At 34.0% G+C, this 22,479-nt stretch carries 17 protein-coding genes and 1 pseudogene; 10 read left to right on the top strand and 8 right to left on the bottom strand.

Annotation, left to right across the window (positions count from 1 at the left end):
- Positions 1 to 73: 73 nt before the first annotated feature.
- Both BFG57_RS17855 and BFG57_RS17850 read right to left on the bottom strand, forming a co-directional pair.
- A complete protein-coding gene (locus BFG57_RS17855; protein WP_069718863.1) occupies positions 74 to 982 on the bottom strand; it encodes a right-handed parallel beta-helix repeat-containing protein in 909 nt (302 codons plus the stop codon).
- A gap of 188 nt (positions 983 to 1,170) precedes the next feature.
- Positions 1,171 to 2,070, bottom strand: coding sequence for a right-handed parallel beta-helix repeat-containing protein (locus tag BFG57_RS17850; RefSeq protein WP_069718862.1), 900 nt, complete (start codon positions 2,068 to 2,070; stop codon positions 1,171 to 1,173).
- Between the two features lie 610 nt (positions 2,071 to 2,680).
- Here BFG57_RS17850 and BFG57_RS17845 point away from each other — a divergent pair.
- Positions 2,681 to 3,490 (top strand): MerR family transcriptional regulator, encoded by an 810-nt coding sequence (locus BFG57_RS17845; RefSeq protein WP_069718861.1) that lies wholly within the window; start codon positions 2,681 to 2,683, stop codon positions 3,488 to 3,490.
- A 529-nt stretch (positions 3,491 to 4,019) separates the two neighbouring features.
- On the opposite strand, the gene BFG57_RS17840 is transcribed toward BFG57_RS17845, so the two are convergent.
- Positions 4,020 to 5,237 (bottom strand): cytochrome P450 family protein, encoded by a 1,218-nt coding sequence (locus BFG57_RS17840; protein ID WP_069718860.1) that lies wholly within the window; start codon positions 5,235 to 5,237, stop codon positions 4,020 to 4,022.
- A 700-nt stretch (positions 5,238 to 5,937) separates the two neighbouring features.
- Between BFG57_RS17840 and BFG57_RS17835 the strand changes: the two genes are divergently transcribed.
- The 3 genes from BFG57_RS17835 to BFG57_RS17825 all read left to right on the top strand — a co-directional run bounded on the left by BFG57_RS17835 (position 5,938) and on the right by BFG57_RS17825 (position 10,502).
- A complete protein-coding gene (locus tag BFG57_RS17835) occupies positions 5,938 to 6,786 on the top strand; it encodes a DUF2785 domain-containing protein (protein ID WP_083249330.1) in 849 nt (282 codons plus the stop codon).
- A gap of 508 nt (positions 6,787 to 7,294) precedes the next feature.
- Complete coding sequence (locus BFG57_RS17830) at positions 7,295 to 8,596, top strand: RCC1 domain-containing protein (protein WP_139125185.1); 1,302 nt, start codon at positions 7,295 to 7,297, stop codon at positions 8,594 to 8,596.
- Between the two features lie 511 nt (positions 8,597 to 9,107).
- Positions 9,108 to 10,502 (top strand): M6 family metalloprotease domain-containing protein, encoded by a 1,395-nt coding sequence (locus BFG57_RS17825; RefSeq protein WP_069718858.1) that lies wholly within the window; start codon positions 9,108 to 9,110, stop codon positions 10,500 to 10,502.
- 454 nt (positions 10,503 to 10,956) lie between these two features.
- Here BFG57_RS17825 and BFG57_RS17820 read toward each other — a convergent pair whose 3' ends face one another.
- Together BFG57_RS17820 and BFG57_RS17815 are read right to left on the bottom strand one after the other, a co-directional pair.
- The gene (locus BFG57_RS17820) at positions 10,957 to 11,709 is read right to left on the bottom strand and encodes an arylamine N-acetyltransferase family protein (RefSeq protein WP_069718857.1); all 753 of its coding nucleotides are present in this window, start codon (positions 11,707 to 11,709) and stop codon (positions 10,957 to 10,959) included.
- A 241-nt stretch (positions 11,710 to 11,950) separates the two neighbouring features.
- The gene (locus BFG57_RS17815) at positions 11,951 to 13,240 is read right to left on the bottom strand and encodes an MDR family MFS transporter (RefSeq protein ID WP_069718856.1); all 1,290 of its coding nucleotides are present in this window, start codon (positions 13,238 to 13,240) and stop codon (positions 11,951 to 11,953) included.
- Between the two features lie 182 nt (positions 13,241 to 13,422).
- Between BFG57_RS17815 and BFG57_RS17810 the strand changes: the two genes are divergently transcribed.
- Both BFG57_RS17810 and BFG57_RS17805 read left to right on the top strand, forming a co-directional pair.
- The gene (locus BFG57_RS17810) at positions 13,423 to 15,150 is read left to right on the top strand and encodes an ABC transporter substrate-binding protein (RefSeq protein WP_069718855.1); all 1,728 of its coding nucleotides are present in this window, start codon (positions 13,423 to 13,425) and stop codon (positions 15,148 to 15,150) included.
- Positions 15,151 to 15,325: 175 nt separating this feature from the next.
- Positions 15,326 to 16,429 (top strand): hypothetical protein, encoded by a 1,104-nt coding sequence (locus BFG57_RS17805; RefSeq protein ID WP_069718854.1) that lies wholly within the window; start codon positions 15,326 to 15,328, stop codon positions 16,427 to 16,429.
- A gap of 172 nt (positions 16,430 to 16,601) precedes the next feature.
- Here BFG57_RS17805 and BFG57_RS17800 read toward each other — a convergent pair whose 3' ends face one another.
- The gene (locus BFG57_RS17800) at positions 16,602 to 17,147 is read right to left on the bottom strand and encodes a 2'-5' RNA ligase family protein (RefSeq protein ID WP_069718853.1); all 546 of its coding nucleotides are present in this window, start codon (positions 17,145 to 17,147) and stop codon (positions 16,602 to 16,604) included.
- A 285-nt stretch (positions 17,148 to 17,432) separates the two neighbouring features.
- On the opposite strand from BFG57_RS17800, the gene BFG57_RS17795 reads away from it, so the two are divergent.
- Positions 17,433 to 18,272, top strand: coding sequence for an enoyl-CoA hydratase/isomerase family protein (locus BFG57_RS17795; RefSeq protein WP_069718852.1), 840 nt, complete (start codon positions 17,433 to 17,435; stop codon positions 18,270 to 18,272).
- A 468-nt stretch (positions 18,273 to 18,740) separates the two neighbouring features.
- Here BFG57_RS17795 and BFG57_RS17790 read toward each other — a convergent pair whose 3' ends face one another.
- Positions 18,741 to 19,640, bottom strand: coding sequence for a right-handed parallel beta-helix repeat-containing protein (locus BFG57_RS17790; protein WP_069718851.1), 900 nt, complete (start codon positions 19,638 to 19,640; stop codon positions 18,741 to 18,743).
- Between the two features lie 103 nt (positions 19,641 to 19,743).
- Positions 19,744 to 20,107: pseudogene (locus BFG57_RS17785) on the bottom strand (YybH family protein).
- A gap of 283 nt (positions 20,108 to 20,390) precedes the next feature.
- On the opposite strand from BFG57_RS17785, the gene BFG57_RS17780 reads away from it, so the two are divergent.
- From BFG57_RS17780 to BFG57_RS17770, 3 genes are all read left to right on the top strand, one after another.
- Positions 20,391 to 21,245 carry a copper amine oxidase N-terminal domain-containing protein gene (locus tag BFG57_RS17780; protein ID WP_245676794.1) on the top strand — a complete coding sequence of 285 codons (855 nt, stop codon included), beginning with the start codon at positions 20,391 to 20,393 and terminating at the stop codon, positions 21,243 to 21,245.
- A gap of 476 nt (positions 21,246 to 21,721) precedes the next feature.
- The gene (locus tag BFG57_RS17775; RefSeq protein WP_069718849.1) at positions 21,722 to 22,084 is read left to right on the top strand and encodes a hypothetical protein; all 363 of its coding nucleotides are present in this window, start codon (positions 21,722 to 21,724) and stop codon (positions 22,082 to 22,084) included.
- Positions 22,085 to 22,113: 29 nt separating this feature from the next.
- Positions 22,114 to 22,254: a YolD-like family protein gene (locus tag BFG57_RS17770; protein ID WP_139125183.1), complete on the top strand. Its 141-nt coding sequence runs from the start codon at positions 22,114 to 22,116 to the stop codon at positions 22,252 to 22,254.
- Positions 22,255 to 22,479: the final 225 nt, after the last annotated feature.

Genomic DNA, 22,479 nt, shown 5'->3' with positions numbered 1-22,479 from the left:
TAGTGCCATAATATTAACGTAATGCGACACAAATATTTCATCAAACATACTCCAAAGTAAGGAGCATTGTTGTTCATGTACACAATCCATCAGGAGAACTGTTTTCACATTTGTTTCCGTTGAATGTGTTATTATTAATAGCATTTCCTTCTGCCTCTATATCAAACTCAACATTATTTTTCACTTTATTAAATCGAATAGTGTTATTCATTGTATCGTCTCGAATTAAAATACCGTCAATTCCGTTATTTCTGACGACGTTTGAGTCGAGGATGTTGTTTTCCCTATTAACATTTACAATAATACCGCATTCTCCATTATTACATACCATATTTCCAATGATGTTGTTATTGTTACTCAAAACTCGTATACCGTCCCCATTATTGTTTAATAATTGGGTATTAATTAAAGTGCTTAAAGTGCTAGTTCCATTTGTAGACAGTGACACACCATCATCTTTATTTTCCTTTATTGTATTGTTTATAAGTTTGTTAAATTGAGCTCGAATTATAATACCAATACTATCATTTTGAATAGATTTACACTTAATAATACAATTGTGTTGAGAGCCAGAACTAACAGAGATACCATCAGAACTATTAAATTGACTTAAGCAGTGTATTAATAAGTTATTAATACCAAATAAATCGATACCGTCAATTCTGTTAAATTTCACCTCAATTTGTTTCACGACATTGTTATTGGAATCTATTTGGACACCAACATCTTCAAATCCTTGAACTGTAAATCCCTTTAATATTGTTTGATTCGCACTTACAACAATACCATCATCGCTTCCCATCGCAGGTGCTCCAGCTATAATCGTCTTGCCAATCCCACAACCAAATATCTTCAATCGTTCCTTATTCACATTAAACCCATCAAATGTACCAGCTAAAATTTGAATACTATCACCAGCAACAGCAGCATCGATTGCTGCTTGAACCGTAGCAAACTCAGTCGGAACAACATGTATTGCCATATTCCACACACCTTTCTCAGATTACAAAGTTACTACATTCTATGAAAGATGGACTTCCTTTGCTTGTACGCTACTTGAGAATGTATCTTTGACTAAGAATTTTTATGTTACTGTTTCTCCGTACTATGACACAAATAGTTCATTGACATCTTATGTATCATACTCCCTTAAGGATGGGAGCATCTCGGTTACGTACATAGATTAGGTGGAGAACTATTTTCACATTTGTTTCCGTCATAGATATTTGTTCCTATCCCACCTTGTGCATTTATATCAACGATAATATTATTTTTTGCTTTGTTAAAATGAATGACATTCTCAGTTGCGCCGTTTTCAACAAAAATGCCCGCGGTTGTATCATCATTTCCGTTGTTACGGACGATGTTGGAGTCAAGGACGTTTTGTTCAGCACCAGTCTGAATGAAAATTCCATTTTCACTATTATCACAAATTAGATTTGTTATGAGAAAATTTTGATCTAGATCTATATTTATTCCATTTGCATTATTTTTTATAGATTTATTATTAAATACTTTCATTTCATCATTATCGATCAAGAATCCGTCTCCACCATTTTCTTTTGAAGAATTGTCCAGAATACAATTTTCTCTTCCTGCCAAACAAAACCCTTCTGTTAAATTTTGTTCTGCTTTACAACGAAGAATAAGATTATCACTAGAATTAATGTCAAATCCTACTTCGTTAAATATGGCAGAAATCTCAATAAGAGCATTATTATCAGCCCCAACTAGAATCCCACAAGTTCTATTCAGAATAACCTCGATTTGTTTTGTTATGGAGTTATTTGATGATAAATTAATGCCATCTGAAAATCCTTGCACTGTAAAACCTTGTAAAATCGTTCCATTTCCATCAATTAATATACCAGTTGATCCCATACCGGGTAATCCAGCAATGATTGTTTTCCCAATTCCACAACCAAAAATCTTTAAATTTGTTTTTGCAAAGGGCACATTAAATCCATCAAACGTACCAGCTAATACTTGAATACTATCCCCATTACTCGCAAAGTCAACTGCATCTTGAATGCTAGGAAAAGCATCAGATGGCACAACATGTATCGCCATTTCCATACACCTCACATTAAATTTGAAGTTACGATATTTTATGAGAAATTGCTTGACTTTGCTTGTACTTCAGTTTGAAATGTATGTTTGACTAAGATTGTCGCAGTTTCCGTCTACTATTCAACAACTAAACTAGAGTGATTATATAATCATATGAAATTTTGTCCTTTCTCTTATCATAGAAATAATGAGTGTGAAACGGTGCTGAAATTTGATATTCTTATGGCATATTTACATATGATATGTTGTGAAAGTTTCACACTTACAAACAATAAAGCTATCACCATGGTATACAGTCTGTTTATATAATTTACTTTTTAATGTGGTCTTATCAACATGTCGTGCAAAACATCCGCGAAGCAAATCTTATTTATCTCTTATTAACTGAATATTGATAAGTGAATAAGTTATTGAACACCAATTGATGTGAAAAATCCTCATAAACCCTTTAGTTGTAAGGTATTAAGAAACTCAAGGCTAGCTGAACAAATCTCTTAGCGTACGTTTTGCGCTTTTTGCTAGTAGCATCCCTATAAAATATAAAAAGACTTATTGACACTCCCCTTAGAGGAAACTGTAATCTTAATTTACAAGGAAAGGAGGTGTGTATATGTTTCGAATAGGCGAATTTTCCAAACTTACGAAAACTACAGTAAAAGCATTAAGGTATTATGATGAAATTGATTTATTAAAACCTGAATTTGTGGATGAGGAAACAAACTATCGTTTTTATACAACAAAACAGTTAGTAGAACTTCACAAAATTCAATCTTTTCGCCAAATTGGTTTATCAATTGATGAAATCAAGCTGATTATATCTGGACACTGTATAGAATTAATTTTGGAAAAACGAAAAAGTGAATTAGAAGATACGATCGCTCAAAGTCATGCACAGCTCTCTAGAATTGAATTTATATTACAAGGGAAAGAGGAGGAGTTAATTATGAATTATCAAGCGATTTTAAAAGAATTACCAGAGTGTATCGTCTATTCAAAGAAGATGACAGTGCCAAGTTATGACTCATATTTCGAGCTCATACCGGCAATTGGACAAGAGATTACTGCTGCAAATCCTGAATTAAAACCTACTGTTCCTGAGTATTGCTTCATCAAGTATCTTGACAATGAATACAAAGATAAAGATATTAATATTGAATTCTGTGAAGCGGTTGAAAAAATGGGTAAAGAAACTGACGATATTAAATTTAGAAAGATTGAAAGCGTACCTGCAGTTTGCGTTATGCACAAGGGAGCATATGCTGGACTTGCAAAGGCATATGCATTTGCTTTTAAGTGGTGTGAAGATAACGGATATGTAATTGTTGATAGTCCACGAGAAAGCTATATTGATGGTATTTGGAATAAAGAAAATGAAGATGAATGGCTTACCGAGTTACAAATTCCTTTGATAAAAAAATAATCTGATTTTGCATTAATGTTGAAACATTCTTGTATCGTCTATTAACAAGGGTAGAAATGCCCTTGTTTTATTTTGCTTTTTTGTAGATTTAGTTCTTTTATTGAACTTTACGAAAGTCTTCATCTATATTTTTCTTTAATTTGCTATAATATTCTTAATTTTATTTTTTAAATTAGATAAGAATGTTGAAGTTTAGTAATTTTCAACATAATGTTTACAGCATTTAAGAGAATGTTCATGCTTTTATAATACAATAAATAAACTTTGTTCTTTTGAATGTATTTCTTACCTTTAAGTACATGTAGTCCAATTAGTATATGTTCAATTATTGGGTTCAGGGAGTTATTATTTGTGCTCTACTCCTGATGCGTTTATCTATGTTGTAAGTAGTGTGAGGGAAGGCAAATAAGCTGATGACAAGGTACTAAACGATCCCTGTTAATCGTATAGCAAGGTTTTGTTTAATCAAAAAATGAAACTACCGTATGTAGAAATTTACATACGGCAGTTTCATTTTTAATAGTGGAGTTTACCAGTGTATTGGTAACGCTTCAAGACCTCTAAAAATTTCGGATCGTCTCCATATTATCTCTTTATCATCGACATCTAGTGAAATATTAGGGAAATGTTCAAGAAGGTGTTGGAATGCAACTTGTCCTTCTAATCGAGCTAAAGGTGCTCCTAAACAAGCATGTATACCATGACCAAAGGCAAGGTGTTTATTTGGGTGCCTTGTAATATCAAGCTCATTAGGGTTTGCAAATTGTAAAGGGTCTCGGTTTGCTGCAGCTAATCCCAAAAACAGAAAATCTCCCTTTTTTATCTCATTTCCATGAAATATAAAATCTTCCCTAGCGTATCTTTCAGTGGCGAATTCTACAGGGTTTGTAAATCGTAACAACTCTTCTATCGCTGTTTTTATATATTCAGGATTCTCTCTTAATTTTTCTAGTTGATCTCGGTGTTGAAGAAGAGCTAACATTCCATTTCCAATTAGATTTACTGTTGTTTCGTGTCCAGCAACAATTAATAAAAGTAGCATGGATAAAAGCTCATTATGAGAGAGCATTTCTCCGTTTTCTTCTACGATGACTAGGCCACTAATGATGTCGTCAGAAGGGACTTTTTTTCTCTTCTCTATAGTCTCTTCTAAATATTGCATAAATTCCTGAATTGAAGACTCGAACTTTTGAACTTCTTCTGCATTATTTGAAATATCAGTAATCATTTTTGACCACACTCGAAATTTATTGCGATCTTCCTTTGGGATGCCCATCATCTCAGAAATTACGGTTACTGGTAGAGGATATGCATAATCATCCAATAAGTCGACATTTTTTTTATCTTTCATCTTTTCTATTAGTTCGATAGAGATTTGTTCAATTCTATTTTTAAGCTCTGATATCATTTTTGGTGTAAACACTTTATGAACAAGAGTTCGTAAGCGTGAATGATCTGGAGGGTCTTTAAATAACATATTGTTGAAAATCAACTCGATATTACTACCGTATTTCCATTCTTTTTTTTCCTCTTCATTTAAATTGTTGATAACGTCTTTTGTCACATATTTGTGGTTAAATAGAGCGAGTACATCTTGATAACGAGTTATCAACCAAGCATTTGCTTTTATATCACCGAGGTAAACATAGAATGGGTGAATAGGGTCATGCTCTCTAAAATATTCTAAAGTTGGATAGGGATTATGTTGATACTCTGAGGAATATAAGTCAAAAACTACTTTTTCCATACTAGCATCTCCTTCTTTCTTAACACCTATTTTCCAATACTTTTAAACTATTCGATTAAATATATGTTAACTCCTTCACAAAATTACCATAATAACGAAAATATAGTTATTTATGTAATATTTTGATATCGATCGCAAACAAGAATCCGACGAAAATATCTACAAAAAGCATTATAATCAATGACTCTACAAAACAATAAACAGTTGTCCCTAAAGTAAACAGCTTTAGGGTTGTTTGACTTATGCAAATGATTTAATGATGATAATATTTGACGAGAATCAAATGAAGATGGGGGATTCTAAAACGATTTGTATTAAATCGTGGTTGTGAAACTACCATAATGTCAATGAAGCTATTATAAATGTTATCGGTGATTACCTTCTCTTAATCATTATGGAAGGATAAGGTAGGAAATATTACAACAGGGAAATAATTAATTTTTACAATATTAAGAACATGAGTCTCATTATTTTAGGTTGAGGCTTTTTATTGAACTTTACTAAAGCTTTTACCAATATTATTCTATGATTTCACAAATTTGTTATAATAACCTTAAATTGGTCTTGTTAATTACAGGACAATATTTGATTTTAGTAAAATCAAAAATAATCATTCTAAAATCTAAGGTCTTCTCGATTGATTATTGATCGTTTTAAAGTTGTGACAGCAATCAATTACGTTTAACGAAGGGGAATACATATGAATTCAATATTAAATCATGTAGTTATGAAAGAAAGTAATTTGAAGAATTTGTTAGATGATATTATAAATAGAAAGGCAAACTTGAGTGAAGAGAATAGATCATTAATCGTACAATCTATGATTGAACATATCGGATCAATAGATGAAGAAACTAGAGAATTGATTTATGCAACATTTTACAGAATCATAATTGAAGAAAAACAGCTCGAACCCGAACTATTAAAAGAACTATTAGAAAAATACTTAAATGACTTATTGTTTAAAGGGATTGGAGAAAACGGAACAGAAACTGTTTTTACAAGGGCATTTACTTCACTACTAATATCACTCATTTTACATAGAGATAACGAAGAAAAATTTCTTTTAGCTAGCTCTGTTTATAAGTTAAAAGAAAAACTAATTCAATACATAAACATGGAAAAAGACTTAAGGGGATATGTACCTGAAAGAGGATGGGCACATAGTATTGCTCATGTAGCAGATGCAATTGATGAACTAGTTAAAAATCATAATATGACACAAGACTCTTTTAGGGAAATTTTGTATCCATTATGGAATAAAATTTTTGCATCTAATAGTGTGTATATTCACAATGAAGACGAAAGGATATTAACACCTATTATCACGATGTTAGATAAAGGGCTAGAAGTACAAGAAATAGTAACGCTTGTGCAAAAAATACCTGAAGTGTTAGAAAGACAAAAGGAGCAACTCGATAATCAAAATTACTATTTCTTATTATTTAACAGCAAGACATTTTTAAAAAGTTTCTATATGAAAGTTAGCAATATTTCAGAATTAGAAACATTAAAAAAGAACATTGAACAATGCTTAAAAGAAATTTGAGGTGAACGATTCCTCATGGCGATATAAGAAAAGTAATCAGTGAAGTAAGCTGCAAGCGATCTCAAAATAACGCTAGCACAACATGAGTTCATTTTTATTAAGAATCAACTGAAGCTAAGACTTCCACTTCAAAACTTAGGGGTATCAACGAAGTTAAGTGGGAGTGGGCTTTAGTGATACCCTTGTAGTATAAGCATCAGTAATAATCTGATAGATTCAACTAACCATAAGTGGAGGATGAAGGAATACCTCCATTTATGGTTATTTCAATTTATTGGATCTCCAAGTATCGGTAAAGAGCAATGTTACAACATATTAGTTAATTGATTATCTCCTTTACCATAATATAAACATTGTCGTATAAGGTGAACTTTTTTATCAGATTTTGAAAGATTTAATCGGTTATAACCTTTTCTTGGTCTATTTGAAATTTTATTTAGGTTCTTATGATAAAATTTTAATTAATGGTTATATTTAACTTTTTAATTGGGGGAGTGGGGTGTATGTGATGAAAAAGCGAATATCATATATGTTGAAAATTATCTTATTTATACTACTGATCTTGCCAATTGCGCTACCTTCGTTTGCCTACGCTACTGTGCCAAAAAACGAAACAGCGTTACCTAATATTGAAAAGATTTCACTTGGCTATGGTCACACAATAGCGTTAGCAAGTGATGGAACGGTGTATACGTGGGGAAGTAACAAAGATGGCCAGCTGGGAGATGGGAATATAGGAACGAATCAAGCTAGTCCGATAGCGATCACAATGCCCGGAGAAGCCAAGATAGAACAAGTAGCTGCAGGACGCAATCACACAATAGCATTAGCAAGCGATGGAACGATGTATGAATGGGGAAGTAATGACTTTGGTCAGCTTGGGGATGGGAATATAGGAACGAATCAAGCTACTCCGACAGCGATTACAATACCCGAAGGAGCCAAGATAGAACAAGTAGCTGCAGGAATCTATCACTCAGTAGCATTAGCAAGCGATGGAACGATGTATACGTGGGGAAGTAACGAAGATGGTCAGCTAGGAGACGAGAATATAGGAACGAATCAAGTTAGCCCAACAGCGATCTCGATGCCTAAAGGGGTCATGATCGAACAAGTAGGGGTAGGAAACTTTCACACAGTAGCGCTAGCGAGTGATGGAACGATGTATGCGTGGGGAAGAAACTATTATGGTCAACTGGGAGACGGAAGTAGCGGAACGAATCAAGCTAGCCCGATAGTGATCCCAATGCCTGAAGGGGTCACGATCGAACAAATAGCAGCAGGAGGCGCTCACACAATAGCACTAGCAAGTGATGGAACGATGTATGCGTGGGGAAGAAACTATTCTGGCCAGCTAGGAGATGGTGATAGCGGATTTGGGGCTGATAAAGCAAGTCCGACAGCGATTACAATGCCGGAAGGAGTTACGATCGAACAAGTAGAAGCTGGTAACATTCACACAATGGCACTAGCAAGTGATGGAACAGTGTATACGTGGGGATTGAACGATGTTGGTCAACTAGGAGACGGAAATATAGGAACGAATCAAGCAAGTCCGACAGCGATCACAATCCCCGAAGGAGCCAAAATCGAACAAGTAGCGGTTGGAGTCTTTCACTCAATAGCATTGGCAAGTGATGGAACGGTATATTCGTGGGGATGGAACTTTTACGGTCAGCTTGGGGACGGAAATATGGGAACGAATCAAGCTACTCCACATAAAGTTGTATTTCTGACAGATGAGAGTGAAGGAATAGCAGTTGGGGAATATGTCGTACAATCAAAAGCAACCTTACAAACAGCAAATTAGAAATACGACTTTAGGGATGGCTCTATTTTTTATTTCACAATAGTGTCCGTATGTTGAAGAAAAAATATTTTTCAGTTTATATGAATTACTTTCTATTAATTTGGTCCCTTATAATAGTTTCACTTTACCAAGGTTCAACTGTCGCTAAGACTCCCACTTCAAAAATTTGGAGAATCAACGAAGTTTAAGTGGGAGGGGCCATGGTCATACCCCTGTGGTATAAGCGTCAGTAATTACCTGATTGGTTCAACTAACCATCAGTGGAGAATGAAGAAATACCTCCACTGATGGAAGTTTCACTTTATTCTTTTATGTGTTCAAAAAGTTAAATTTTCGAATATGAGTGGGAAAATTAGTAGATGCTACCATCATCATGAGTTAAGATTTCCTAGAATTGATTGGATAGTAAAAAAATTCTGATAATAAGAATAATATAGGTGTTATCAATAATAGCGAAACAGATAACTTTCTTTAGATATATTAAATTTATAGAGTAGGGAAGGGAAAAACAATGAAAAAATTCAATGCTGTTCCTCCATCTCCTGAAGTAACTAATTATCTAATAAACGAATACAACCAAAAGGGTAAACCATTAGGCTTTACTTTTAGGCAGTTTTTAGTGGCTCGCGGCTACCAAAATCCAGCACACAATATTCATGGTATGGATGATAGCTCTGTAGGAGTTGCCCATAACGGAGAAGTGAACATGATTTCCACTCCACATACTCCTGTGGTTGGCGATTTACAAGTGATGGTGTTATTAGTAGATTTCCCAGATTTACAAGGGTATCTGCCTAAAGATCATTATGAGGATTTACTTTTCTCTTATAATTCTTATCCGACAGGAAGCATGGCTGATTACTATTATGAAGTCAGCCGAGGAAAAGTACGTGTTCATGGTGAAGTACATGGTTGGCTTAGAATGCCACAAAATTATTCCTACTATACTAACGGAAATTCTGGACTTACTGATATGTTAAATAGAGACTATTATCCAAGAGATGCTAGAGGGCTAGCTGAAGACGCAGTAAAAGAAGCACTTGCTCAAGGAATAGATTTTAGTTCTCAGCTAGACGTCCTTGGAAACGGTACAATCACTTCACTATTTATAGTTCATGCAGGACGAGGTGCTGAAAAACTATTCCCCCCTTTGAGAGGGCAACATATCTGGTCTCATAAGTGGGACATGAAAAAACCACAGATGGTTTCTAATGAACTGTTTGCAAAAACTTACTTAATGGTCCCACAGGAAGCATTATTAGGAGTCTGTGCCCATGAACTCGGACACCTCGCATTTCAGTGGGAAGACTTTTATGACCCTAATGAAGGTAGAGATGGAGATCATTGGGATGGGAATGGTATGTGGGATTTAATGGCAAGTGGTTCATATGCTGGACGGGAAATGCGCCCAGTTCACCCTGCGGGAATTCATAAGCTGCAACATGGATGGGTTGATGTTGAAGAAATTCATGAGACTCGAACGGGTATTGTTTTAGCGCCAATTACACGTTCAGGTGGTAAAGTACTTAAAATTACAGGACCAGGTTATGAAAACGATCAATATTTAATTCTAGAAAATCGTTCTAAAGAAGTATTCGACAGTGAACTTCCCGGTGAAGGGCTGTTGGTATGGAGAATAGATGAATCAGAAGGTATGGAGGGGAGTGCTAGACCTGGAATGTTATTAATTCAAGCTGACGGAAAAAACGATTTACTTGACCCTAATGATCGAAATGCTGGAGATTCAGGTGACCCGTTTCCCGGTACAAGAAATGTAACACAGCTTTCCGATACAGGATCAATTTCTACTTCTTTCCCTGACAAACCTTCTGGAATAACACTCAAGAATATAACCTACCATCCAGACACTAAGAATATAGAGTTTGATGTTACTATTGATTCTTGAAGTCCGTATAATATACCCTATAGTGACACGTGAAATGTTGAACCGTGGATAAATAAGGAAAGGGCATTCCAAGGTATAATGGGATGTCTTTTTGGTTGCAAGATGACCCATTGAAAATAGCGGAGGACAATATTTACATTAATATTGACTCAGAACTCCTTCTATTTAAAGGTGTATCAAGGAATGAGGGTATCTTTTTCCATGTGCAAATGTAAAAATGTTTGAAATTCAGTCTAGTTACGTAAAAGTAGTCGTATCTCATTCTCTATGAAGGTAACTGAAGCAATATATCAATCAGTATTTGAACTGTCGACATTTATAATAGCAGTTGAAAAAAATCTTACAAGCAGTTGGACAAATTCATTCATCTGATTGTAAGATTTTTTAGTTGATTAACCAAGGATAGATAAATATATCTTTCATTGAAAATTTCACTTAATTTCACAGATGTCTTTCACCTATTCAATTGCATATTGAAATGAGTAGATAATATGTGATCAAAGTCAGCTGTTGCGTATTCTTCCTTAGATTTCTTGCCATTTTCAGTAATGATTAGATATTGATCAGAAATTGTAACTCGTCCAGTGGCGTTTGCTAATGTTGTAATTGTTTGTTGAGTAAATTTTGATTCTGGACTTGTTTGATTAAACTCGCAAACATCAGTAAAGAAATCATATTTTCTTGGAGCTGTACTGAAACGATAGTGAGTACTCCATTCATCATTTGCATATTTTTGTAACTCGTAATAAACGCCGTCAGTACGTTGTATTCGATATTTTCCACTAATATCTTCATTTACAGTGCCTGATAGAGGTAGAGGTGAGCGAACTAAATCCCCACCGCCAACATCAACTAAATAATCAATGCCATCAATTGTTACGATGTTTGCTAAATGAGTGTTTGCTCGATACCATCCACCTTTACCATTGGAAAAAGTAGTCGAAATCATTTTCACATCATAGCCCAAGTTGTTTAATAACCAATTAAACAATCCGTTTATCTCATAACAAAACCCTCCTCTGTGATTCATTACGATTTTTTTATAGATATTTTCTAAATCAAGTTTGATAGGCACCTTATTCACGACATCTAAATTTTCGAAAGGAACTGTATATAAGTGTTGAGTGATTAAATTTCTCAAATCTTCTAGTTTATTTCCAGTGAGTGAGTTTGAATTTATTCTTTGTAAATATTTAATTATATCCATTTTGAATCCCCCTTTAAGTATCTGACTTTATTGTACAGAATAGTTAATTGGATGAAATCGTAGATAATCTTGAGTTTTTTCTACGGATTTTGATTTAGAAAATAAGAAATTATCTACGTCTATAGTCTTAGAGAAAAGCATAGGGGGTGAAACGGAATTGATTTTTTTTCAAAACCATCAATTGTAAAATGACTCAAAACAGTGTTGTAGAGTAAATGGATATGAATTTGCTGTTGATTCGTTACTTTTCTTGTCCTGAATTACAAACAGTCATTAAAGGTTGTTGTATTCGTGTTTTCTCATTTCGTTTCATGATGGCTAATTTTGTTAAAATGATGCCAACGAGTGTGAAAATAACATATAACATACTCATACCGTACCCACCGATTCTTTCACCAACAATAATGCCGAGTGCACCAAATAATTTCCCGATTTCATATACAAGTCTATTAAATGCCATATAAGCACCCCGACGAGAGTCGTCAACGATGTCAGCGAGAATAGATTGTCTAGTTGGCACATACATTAATTCTCCAATTGATAGAACAATGACTGCAATGATTAACCCGATTGTGTAATTTGAAAAGGCAAGAAAGCCATACCCAAGTCCGAATAACAAAAATCCAATATACATGATTGGTTGTTCTTGTTTATTTCTTATCCATTTCACGATAACAGATGTAAATAGCACGATTATTAATGTATTTTCTACAGTTAATAAGCTTAATAATTTTATGCCATCTAATGTGAATTCAATGTTTCCAACAACTGATATAACTCGTGGAACAATTTCTTCTTCTAGCCTTATCGCAATAAAGTTGTTCCGCTGAAATTCAATTGCCAAAATAGCGATTCCACCGAGTGTAAACAAGACAAACGGAATATCTCGTATAACAGTTTGATAGCTTTTAACAATAGGTTTAAGTCCGTACGGTTTTGTTATTTGTTCAGAACGGGAGACAGTGTACGATTCTGTTATGAGTGAAACGGTCATCCACAACGTGACTAACGACAAGATAAACAATCCAATTAATAGTTCAAAAAGGTGTGTTTTGAATAACAGTCCACCGATTATTAAGCCTAGCATTACTGATAAATTGTTAGCCCAGTAGTTAATGGAATACATGAACGCTCGTGTTTCTTTCGTACTAACATCGATCAACATTGCTTCTGAAGCAGGGAATATAAAACCAGCAGATACCGCCATGATCAATAACATGAAAAATGTAATCCATGGGGATGTAATCAGTGGAGAGTTAAAGGTAATCATTCCAAGGAAGGCAAACACATGCATATATTCACCGATAACCATCATTTTCTTTCTACCGACCATATCAGCGAAATAACCTCCGTATAGACTGGCGATAAATTGAACGAATACTTGAATCATTAGTAATATCCCTGCGTAAGTAGCGTTTAATTCTTTTGTAAAATAAATCGCCATAAATGGGAAAATCATTGAACTGATGGCCTTACTTAAAAATGACGTATAAATTCTAATGCGAATATTTGGGTGTAGCTCTTTAAACATTTTGACATCCTCCTTTGTTATCATTTTGTAGTTCAATTATGCTTTGTGCTAAAAGAGGAAAAAAGGGTACAATATTATTCAAAAAGACGCCTTTTTAAAAAAGAAGAATGTGAACCCTTACTTGGATGTTGTGTGATTGAATGCATTTCTTATAATCACATTTTGAGATTAGGAGAATGATAATGAAGGATCTTGATTATTACAAAATGAGAGCGTGTTTTTACGATAAAGAAGTAGAAAAAACTGTTTCATTTAAGTTTAAAGAGCTTGAGCAAATATGGTTTTATAACCGGAAAAACATCCAAAATAAAATAAAAAAATATGAAAAAGAAGGGAAATATTCTTATTTTCCAGGTAGAGGTAGGGGGAATGCATCTCGCATCATTTATAAACATTCATTCAAACAAGAAATAGAAAATGCGGTATTAGATTGTATTAAACATAATAATCTAGAGGACATTATCAAATTACTTCAATTGCCGATACCGAAAATGTGGATTTCAAAAGCATCAAAAGAAATGAAAACGTTATTTGGTACTCAATCTACTAGTGAATCGAAAGAAGTATTACGTACAGTCATTAAGAAGAAAATGTCAACACTTGATCCACTGTTATCTTCAATCAATCAAGAAGCGTATTTCATACAGCAACTAGGTAGTACGCTCGTTACGTTTAACAAAGAAACAAACTCCGTTCAACCACACATCGCTCATCATTGGAAAGTCAATGATGATTGTACGTCATGGACATTTTATTTAAGAAAATCCGTTCATTTTCATCACGAACGGATTTTAACAAGTGAGGATGTCAAACATACACTGCAAAGATTTATAAGTGAATCTTCACCACATCGATGGTTAGTTGCTGATATTGAGTCGATTGAATGTGTTTCACCTTATATCGTTACGATCCATCTCAATCAATCTAACCGCTTTTTTATTCGTTATATGGGATCATATAACTTCTCCATTTTGCCTAAGGATGAACCTTTAGTTGAAAATAAGTGGATTGGAACAGGACCGTTCCAATTGAAAAAGCATACAGATTCAATGATCGTTCTTGAAGCCTTTGATCATTATTTTTTAGAACGACCGATTTTAGATGAAATCGAATTTTATTTTGTACCTGATGAGATGGAAGAGCAAATGACAATTCAAATAAGAGGAGAAGAGAAAGGTGAGGGTAAGGTACAAAAGCAAGATGTTACGGCAGCATTTCGCTTTCTAGCTTTTAATTTTCGACGTGCTTCAATTATCCAGAACGATTATTTTCGAAAGGCAATCTATCATTTATTAAATATGAATAAAATGTGGGGAAATCTTGGTCGTGACAATCTAATTGAATCATCAAGTTATTTTCCATGGAAATCAAATCCTCAAAAAAAGGATAAAAGCCTTGTAAAGGAATTAATAGCTAAATCAGGCTATCAAGGTGAGTTGCTTACTATTTATACGAAAGATTCTACTAATTCGAGAGAAGAAGCTGAGTGGTTCGTGGAAGAAGCTCGCTCAGTTGGCATCCATCTTCGTTGTGAGTTGTTTAATATGGAAAATTTTTATTCAACAAAAATCGATGAAGAAGCTGATTTAATATTTATGAATGAGGTTTCCTCAACAGATATGCACATATCATTTTTACATACGTTTTATAATGAAGCTTTAATATTCAGGAGATTTATTGATGATATACATATCAAATATATAGATAATTGTCTAGAATCCTTTAAGCGTGAAATAGACCCAACTATCCGAGAAGGTTGGATAGATGAAATCGAAAAGTATTTACGCGAGGAATTTCTAATTATATATATGTACCATCCTATAAGTAGCCGTTCTTTTTCTCAAACGATTCAAGATACAAAGTTTGATGAATTTGGAATGGATGACTTTAGGAAAACATGGATTGAATAAGTCTGTAAGATGCACTAAGGGGAAACGATTTCAATGAGTTTTCCCTTATTATTTTGCAGCCATTATTAATGATAATGTTTATTTTTAAAATTTTTTTGGAATTTTCCATAGCTCTTTTCACTTTTAACGCTATATACAATATGAATGGAAATTTAATAGTGAGGAGCGAATTTCAATGACAGTAACAGAAGTAAGGAAGTTGAAGCGGGTCGTTGTGAAGGAAGAGTTAGTTGCCTTAACGCAAGATGTTCGAATGGCGATTCTGTTGAATCAAATGATTTATTGGTCAGAGCGAGTAAAGGATGCCAAGTCATATCTAATGGAAGAGCGACAACGGAAAGAAAATGAAGACAAGGAAGAACGAACGAGTGGTTGGATCTATAAGAAGGCATCCGAATTAGTTGAAGAAACAATGTTAGGCATTTCTGAGACGACCGTCCATCGTCTGCTCGATAAGTTGATTCAACACGATTGGCTTGATGTTCGCACGAATCCACTGTATGGATGGGATCGAACGAAGCAATATCGCGTGAATTTACTTCAAATTGAGGAGGATTTACATACATTAGGTTATTCATTACAAGGATATCTATTTGAGCAGTCGAACGCTCAGACTGAACTTGTGAAAACACAACCTGAATCCTCGAACATGCAATCTGATAATTCGAATCATCGTAATGAATCATCGGGTATTCAACATGAACGAGCAATACCAGAGATTACTTCAGAGATTACAACTAGAGAAGATAACGAGAAAGTAGAACAAGAAACACACATAGATACACATTCAACTCAAGCGCAACAAAGTGAGTACATGATACAAACTATAGAGGATAGATACATTCAGCTCCGTGGCAAAGGGTTATACTTAAGTGCAAAAGATATGACAGACATGTATGAAATCTGCAATAGCGACATTTCACACGAACAAGTAATTGAATGGATGGAACAATGTTTTGCCAATTATCAGCCTCGTTATACAGGTGATCGAATCGCTTCATTCGCATATGTGAAACAGTACATTTTACAACAAGCATATGTGCAAAAATCACGTCAAGATGCAAAAACGAATGCCCAATCGATTACGATTCACACAAAACCACGAACGAAAACAAGTTACCCTACACACAAAGAACGTTTGCCAGAGTGGTTCGATGAGCATAAACAAGAATGTGAAAATAAGCAACAGACTGAATCAGCTCCAAAGAAGTATTCAAAGCTTGAAGCAGAGATGAAGAAAAAGTATAAATCGAGAAGTGAGAAAGGGAGGAAAGGGTAATCTAATGATGTTTTTGAGTAGCGATCAAGTATTTGGACAATGATCTTTATTGATTCAGTTTCTATATGCAAGTTAAGAAAAGGGTAGATGAAGAGTAGATATATTGAAACTTTCATCAGAGTGTTTTTTCTTCATCCCCTCTACTAATCAGTTGAGATGTGAGTAATACGACTTATGTAATGTCGAAACAGTGAAGCAATTCGACACGACCATTATTCTTAAATTCGACAAGTGCTAGGTTAGATATTGTTTGGTTAAAAGATGGTGATTTCTCGGCGTAATCTACTTTGAACTTATCGAAATGCTCGTTTGATAAATCTCCCATTGCCAAACTGATATGAGGTACCCAATTTTCAGGTGTATAAAGTTCGAATATATCATTACATTTATCATCTAATAAACGATTAATTTCTTTATGTAATTCAAGCAATGCGTTCGTTTTAATTACGTTTAAAAAAACGACTTTTGCTGGGGATTCAAAGTATCCAAAGCCATCTACAATAATTTCAAAAGGTCTAATTCTCTCACAAAGATTAACTAATTCAACCTTTAATGCTTCTACATCTGAACACTCCCCACCTTGAAATCCTAAATTGGGGTGGTCAAAAGATTGTACGCCTACTGAATGATATTCTTCCTTAAAAACATCCCAATAATGCAATACTTCTTTTTTTTCTTGACCTGATAACAATGAAGCTATACCAACCCTAATAGCCATTTAATCGATCCTTTCTCTAAAAAAGACTCTGTATATATAATACCATAAAAAGTAAATTATTCTTGTCAAACTCAAAATCGACATTCTATAAGAATGGAGCCTTATATAAAATAGACAATGTTGTGAAAGTGAATCTTACTAATAATAAAAATCGAATTAAAAAAAATATCTTTGGAAGATAATGTATCTTATACAATTATTTATATATGTATTAATTTAATCGCAAATCTATATTTTCCTTCGCGATAGATAAACTACTAAATGTGAAAAGAAGGAGGATATATGATGAATACAAACAGTGTAACAGTTCAAAAAGAAGCAGGTTTTGCGAATGTGTATATTGAGCATGGCGAAGTGAATTTACTTACAAATGAGCTTATTGTCGAATTGATACAGGTGATAGCAGAATTGAATCAAGATGAAAACAATCGCGTTGTTATCTTCCGTTCAAAAAATGAACATTTCTTTAGTGCGCATTTAGACATAACTGTAATAAACCGAAGGGAAGAAGGAGTAACGGGAACAGCAAACTTTATGCAAATGATTGAAGATGTGAGAAATATGAATGCCGTTACATTTGCTATCGTTGACGGGGCTGCCAGAGGTGGTGGAAACGAATTTGTTATGGCTTGTGATATAGCATATGGTACAGAAAATGCTGTATTTGCTCAGCCTGAGTTAAACATAAATATTCCACCTGGTGGACAAGGATCTGTCCAAGCTGCACGACGTTTAGGTCGAACAAAAGCTTTAGAGTTTTTGTTGACGGGTGCAGACATGGATGCACAAACAGCAGAACGCTTTGGGCTCATTACACGTTATGTTCCATCAAAAGATATTGAACAGAAAATTCAACAAGTTGTACCACCATTAACATTCCTTGCACAGCGAGATCTTGACATGATTAAGGAAATTGTAGACTTGGCAATCGTAGATGAAGTATCCGCAATTAAGCTAGAACAACAAAGGTTTATTGAACGAGAAGCAGAAGATAAAACTCAATACTTAATAGAAAAATTATTAAAGCATGGAGGACAAACATCCAGAGAAATTAAGATGTCAGAGCTTTTAGCTGATGTTGCTGCTGATGTTATGCAGGAGATGGAAAGTATGAATAAGCAGTAAATAAGTGATGAATAAGGGAATTAGGGTTGATAGACGTAGTTTTACAGGCTTGTGAGCGCTTCAAAGCAATGTCGATGGATTATATATTATATTAGGGTGAAAAATAGTTGCTTTGTAAAACCTATTTAATGTTGTGAAATTAAAGGCAAGTGAATGTAATCTTCTATGTTATATAATAGCGTCTTGTCATAACGTCACACATAATAATATTTAATGAGCTATGAACGAATAAGTTGATGTTTAAAAAAAATATGGGACTAAAGGTGAACTATTCACCTGTAGGATTTCGGAATAATTAATGAAAGTAAACATCAAGTAACCAAGAATGAAACAAATTTTGTTTTATTCTTGGTTACTTAGCATTCATTCTTTATCCATCTATTCTGTGTCGCAGTTTCACCGTACTGTTACATAAATATTATTAACTCCTTATGTATTATACTCCCTCAAGGATGGGAGTATAGGTTGTTACATACAAATTGAAGGAGGCGAACTGACTTCACATTTATTGCCATCAAATGTGTTTACAGATACCGCATTTTCTTCTCGAATATCAAAAGCAAAGTTGTTTTTTGCTTTGTTAAATCGAATCGTATTATTCATTGCACCACTTTCAACACTGATACCAGCAGTGAAAGCTTGATTGCCATTGTTTCGTGCGATGTTGGAGTCGATGCAATTGTTGAACACATTATCATCTACTAAAATACCAGATTCAATGTTATTACACAGGAGATTTCCTATGAGGGTATTTTGGTCGTTTACAACAAGAATCCCTAATTGTCCATTGTTCAATGATTTGTTATTAAAGAGAATTTGATTAGGTGCATCAATTTCAAAGCCATCTCTATCATTCTTTCTAGAAATGTTATTAATCAATTTATTGTTTTCATCATCTATACGAAACCCATCAGATATATTTTGCGAACTTTCACAACGAATCAAACAATTATGAAGTCCATCTATAGTGATTCCTCTAAATCCACTAAAGAAAGTGCTGCAATTTGTAAGAAAGTTATTATTATTGTTTATTTTTATAGCATCTTGTCCAGAGAATTTTACTTCAATTTCCTTTAGTGTATTGTGAGTTGAATTAATCTCTATACCAATGATAGGGAAATTTTGAACAGTCAAGCTTTGTAATATCGTTTGATTCATATTCACATTAATTCCGTTAAAACTAGCAGGGGCAGGATTACCTGCAATAATCGTTTTCCCAATTCCACAACCGAATATCTTTAAGTTCTCAACATCAACATTAAAACCATCAAACGTCCCAGCCAATATTTGAATACTATCCCCCGATGAAGATGCAGTAATGGCATCTTGAACAGTTGGGAATTCAGTAGGCACAATTCGAATTGTCATATTTCACACATCTCCCATAAAATTTAGAGTTACTATATGTTATGAAAGATGGACTTACGTTGCTTGTACTTCATAGGGAAATGTATGTATGACTATGGGAGTGTTAACTCTTCAGTATATCCGTACCGTATGAGTTGTCTATCGCACAAAGCCATTCACCTTGTGGACTTTTCTTAAACACATATGTTGCTCGCCTATCCAATGAAAATTTACTGTCATTTTTATCAGTTTCAAGAAAGGTTTGAGATATAACTAGGACAGTGTCACCAGCTTCTAAAACAATCATTTCTCCTTGTGTTGGAACAAGATTGTTATTGAAATGTTCCGCAATTTTTATAAATGCTATTTTAATTTCTTCTCACCTCTTGCAATCGTACCTGATTTTATAACAAAATTGCATCATCCGTATAGTAATTCACAAGCGTATCAAAATCTTCCGCTTTTATTGCAAGATCACAATTTATAATAGACTCCTTTCATTCATGTTCCACAATATCTCTACCTTTCTCTTAGTTATGTAATAAATATATACTTCCTCTGTGGCTACTATCCTTTTTTCAGCCATCCTACACCTGTAGTTCAAAATGTGTTAGCTAGGATGGAGAATTTGTTAAAAAGAATTATAGTGTGCTTAATATTTCAAAAAATAATATAAATTTCATAAATTAACTAAATTAACCTATAAGATAACGTGCATATCCACTATAATCAGATATGTATAATATAACGTTTAGAAAAAGGAGAGGTATTATGTCTTTAAGAAAGGTGTTTTTTGGAGTTTTTCTTTCGATTTTTTTATTTATTACATCTTCGACTACTTATGCTGAAGAAATAAACTTAAAAATTGACGGAGTTGCTATTCCATCTGATGTGAAATCGGAAATTAAAAAAGGTCGTACAATGGTGCCAATACGTGTTATTAGTGAAAATTTGGGAGCAATTGTTGATTGGTCTGATTCTAAAGTTACTCTTACAAAAGGAGATATGAAAGTCATATTAGATCTGAAAAGCACTACTGCGGAGAAAAATGGTGAACAAATACGTCTTGATGTAAAACCATACAAAAAAAATGATCGCATTATGGTTCCACTTCGCTTTATCGCAGAGACGTTTGGAAGTGAAGTAAGTTTCAGTAATTACACAGTCACAATCGATACAGAACCACTATATATAGATGGGGTACAAGTAAAAGCATTTCGATACGAATTTTGGATGACTATGGGCAGCAAAGTACAGCAAAGTGAGGGGAATGCATTTAACACAGCATTCTATGATATTTTTATGGAAAATAAAGGAGTAGAAGTTGAAGCTCCTGAAGATGATTTAATCGAGGCTGGTATTGACAGTCCTCTGTCCTATTCAAGTGGAAGTCAGTATGATTTTTTAGATCAAGAAGGTAATAGCATAAAGCGTTTTAAGATTTATTATTTAAGTATCAATGTTCCAAATGAATTAGGAGAAGGGTATCCAGAATACTTACTTTATGACGCTGTTGGAGATAAATGGTATACATTCAATGGTAATGCGGAAGAATCCATTTGGCAGTTAATTGATACCGCCACAAGGAACGGTTTCATGAAGACTATTAGTAATACTGTTGTATAAAAAAATAATGTGCTGGTTTAATTAGGGTACAACAAGGGTTATAAGAGTATCTTCTCTTTCATTCTTTTGTACTCTTTTTTTATTATTATTGAAGAAGTTGGTACTGTTAGTATTTTTCTGAATTTCATAGTAAATCTCCATTGGAGTGTCTTACTGATTTTAATGAGGAAAACCCTGACGAGAAAAGGGAAATCTTATTTCAATAAAGGGTGTGATTTTAACGGAGACGAAGCTAAAGGATATATATCATAAATGGGAAGATAAACTTGATATACAAACGTGCCATTCATATGTATATACTACAGGTACAGCACGAGTTACCTCCATGTCCAAAGCGCTCAACGTTATTTTGTTTGAATGCTTTTTATGTTAAATGACTATTGTTAACCGAATGTACGTTCTTGTATAATAGATGTAAATTGAGCATACAAACGTTAAGGCGGTGTTCAACTAATTATTCGAGGAGGAATTGAACTATGACTTCAGAAAGCCATGTTCTCACGCAAAAACAAATATCAGAATCATTTTCTAATGGTAATTTTGAAACTACTTTTCCATTTCTAGCAAATACAATCGAATGGAATATCGTAGGTGACAAAACCTTAGTAGGTAGAGAAGCTGTAATAGAAGAATGCAAGCAAACTTCAAATTATTTCAAAACAATAACAACTAAATTTACTACATTGAATGTAATTTCCGAAAAAAATTGCGTTGCAGTAAATGGAACAGCTGAATTTATTCGTAATGGTGAACAATTATCTTTTGTTTCAGCCTGTGATCTCTATATATTTAATGATAAAAATGAACTACAAAGAATTGATTCTTATTGTATCAAATAAATATAAATAAACTTACACATGGCAACAATATGAGATGGGAATCAAGCAGGATAATATTACCTATACATCGTGAGCGAATTAATCAACATCGTAAAGAGCTTTTAAAACGAGAAAAGCTCATCCTTGACGAGCAGCAAGTTACTGAGTTTGCTCAAATTATTGCTGAATAGGTTTATCAAAATAAGGAGTTGAAAATACAGGTATTTCACCCAGTTCGTTAGATTCACATTATCAGTTAATGTACATAGATCGGAATGGTAATGTCATGAGCGAATCTGAACTAGAAGCGTTTTTTACGTTACATCCAGATCAAAGAGGATTAGAGTTCGAAAAGGTGTATATTTGTGGATTTTGTTTATTCACCGAGTAGCTTTATCAATGAAATAACAAAGCGC

It is taken from the genome of Bacillus solimangrovi (genome assembly GCF_001742425.1).
Lineage (GTDB): Bacteria > Bacillota > Bacilli > Bacillales > Bacillaceae_N > Bacillus_AV > Bacillus_AV solimangrovi.
The sequence above is the reverse complement of the archived record's forward strand: the minus strand, read 5'-3'. Positions and strand labels throughout refer to the sequence as shown.

What these genes read in the sequence shown, in the direction of transcription:
- BFG57_RS17850 (WP_069718862.1), bottom strand. Translation starts at nt 2,070, where the DNA reads ATGGCGATACATGTTGTGCCATCTGATGCTTTTCCTAGCATTCAAGAT.
- BFG57_RS17855 (WP_069718863.1), bottom strand. Translation starts at nt 982, where the DNA reads ATGGCAATACATGTTGTTCCGACTGAGTTTGCTACGGTTCAAGCAGCA.
- BFG57_RS17845 (WP_069718861.1), top strand. Translation starts at nt 2,681, where the DNA reads ATGTTTCGAATAGGCGAATTTTCCAAACTTACGAAAACTACAGTAAAA.
- BFG57_RS17825 (WP_069718858.1), top strand. Translation starts at nt 9,108, where the DNA reads ATGAAAAAATTCAATGCTGTTCCTCCATCTCCTGAAGTAACTAATTAT.
- BFG57_RS17780 (WP_245676794.1), top strand. Translation starts at nt 20,391, where the DNA reads ATGTCTTTAAGAAAGGTGTTTTTTGGAGTTTTTCTTTCGATTTTTTTA.
- BFG57_RS17815 (WP_069718856.1), bottom strand. Translation starts at nt 13,240, where the DNA reads ATGTTTAAAGAGCTACACCCAAATATTCGCATTAGAATTTATACGTCA.
- BFG57_RS17835 (WP_083249330.1), top strand. Translation starts at nt 5,938, where the DNA reads ATGAATTCAATATTAAATCATGTAGTTATGAAAGAAAGTAATTTGAAG.
- BFG57_RS17805 (WP_069718854.1), top strand. Translation starts at nt 15,326, where the DNA reads ATGACAGTAACAGAAGTAAGGAAGTTGAAGCGGGTCGTTGTGAAGGAA.
- BFG57_RS17820 (WP_069718857.1), bottom strand. Translation starts at nt 11,709, where the DNA reads ATGGATATAATTAAATATTTACAAAGAATAAATTCAAACTCACTCACT.
- BFG57_RS17810 (WP_069718855.1), top strand. Translation starts at nt 13,423, where the DNA reads ATGAAGGATCTTGATTATTACAAAATGAGAGCGTGTTTTTACGATAAA.
- BFG57_RS17840 (WP_069718860.1), bottom strand. Translation starts at nt 5,237, where the DNA reads ATGGAAAAAGTAGTTTTTGACTTATATTCCTCAGAGTATCAACATAAT.
- BFG57_RS17775 (WP_069718849.1), top strand. Translation starts at nt 21,722, where the DNA reads ATGACTTCAGAAAGCCATGTTCTCACGCAAAAACAAATATCAGAATCA.
- BFG57_RS17770 (WP_139125183.1), top strand. Translation starts at nt 22,114, where the DNA reads ATGAGATGGGAATCAAGCAGGATAATATTACCTATACATCGTGAGCGA.
- BFG57_RS17795 (WP_069718852.1), top strand. Translation starts at nt 17,433, where the DNA reads ATGAATACAAACAGTGTAACAGTTCAAAAAGAAGCAGGTTTTGCGAAT.
- BFG57_RS17830 (WP_139125185.1), top strand. Translation starts at nt 7,295, where the DNA reads ATGAAAAAGCGAATATCATATATGTTGAAAATTATCTTATTTATACTA.
- BFG57_RS17800 (WP_069718853.1), bottom strand. Translation starts at nt 17,147, where the DNA reads ATGGCTATTAGGGTTGGTATAGCTTCATTGTTATCAGGTCAAGAAAAA.
- BFG57_RS17790 (WP_069718851.1), bottom strand. Translation starts at nt 19,640, where the DNA reads ATGACAATTCGAATTGTGCCTACTGAATTCCCAACTGTTCAAGATGCC.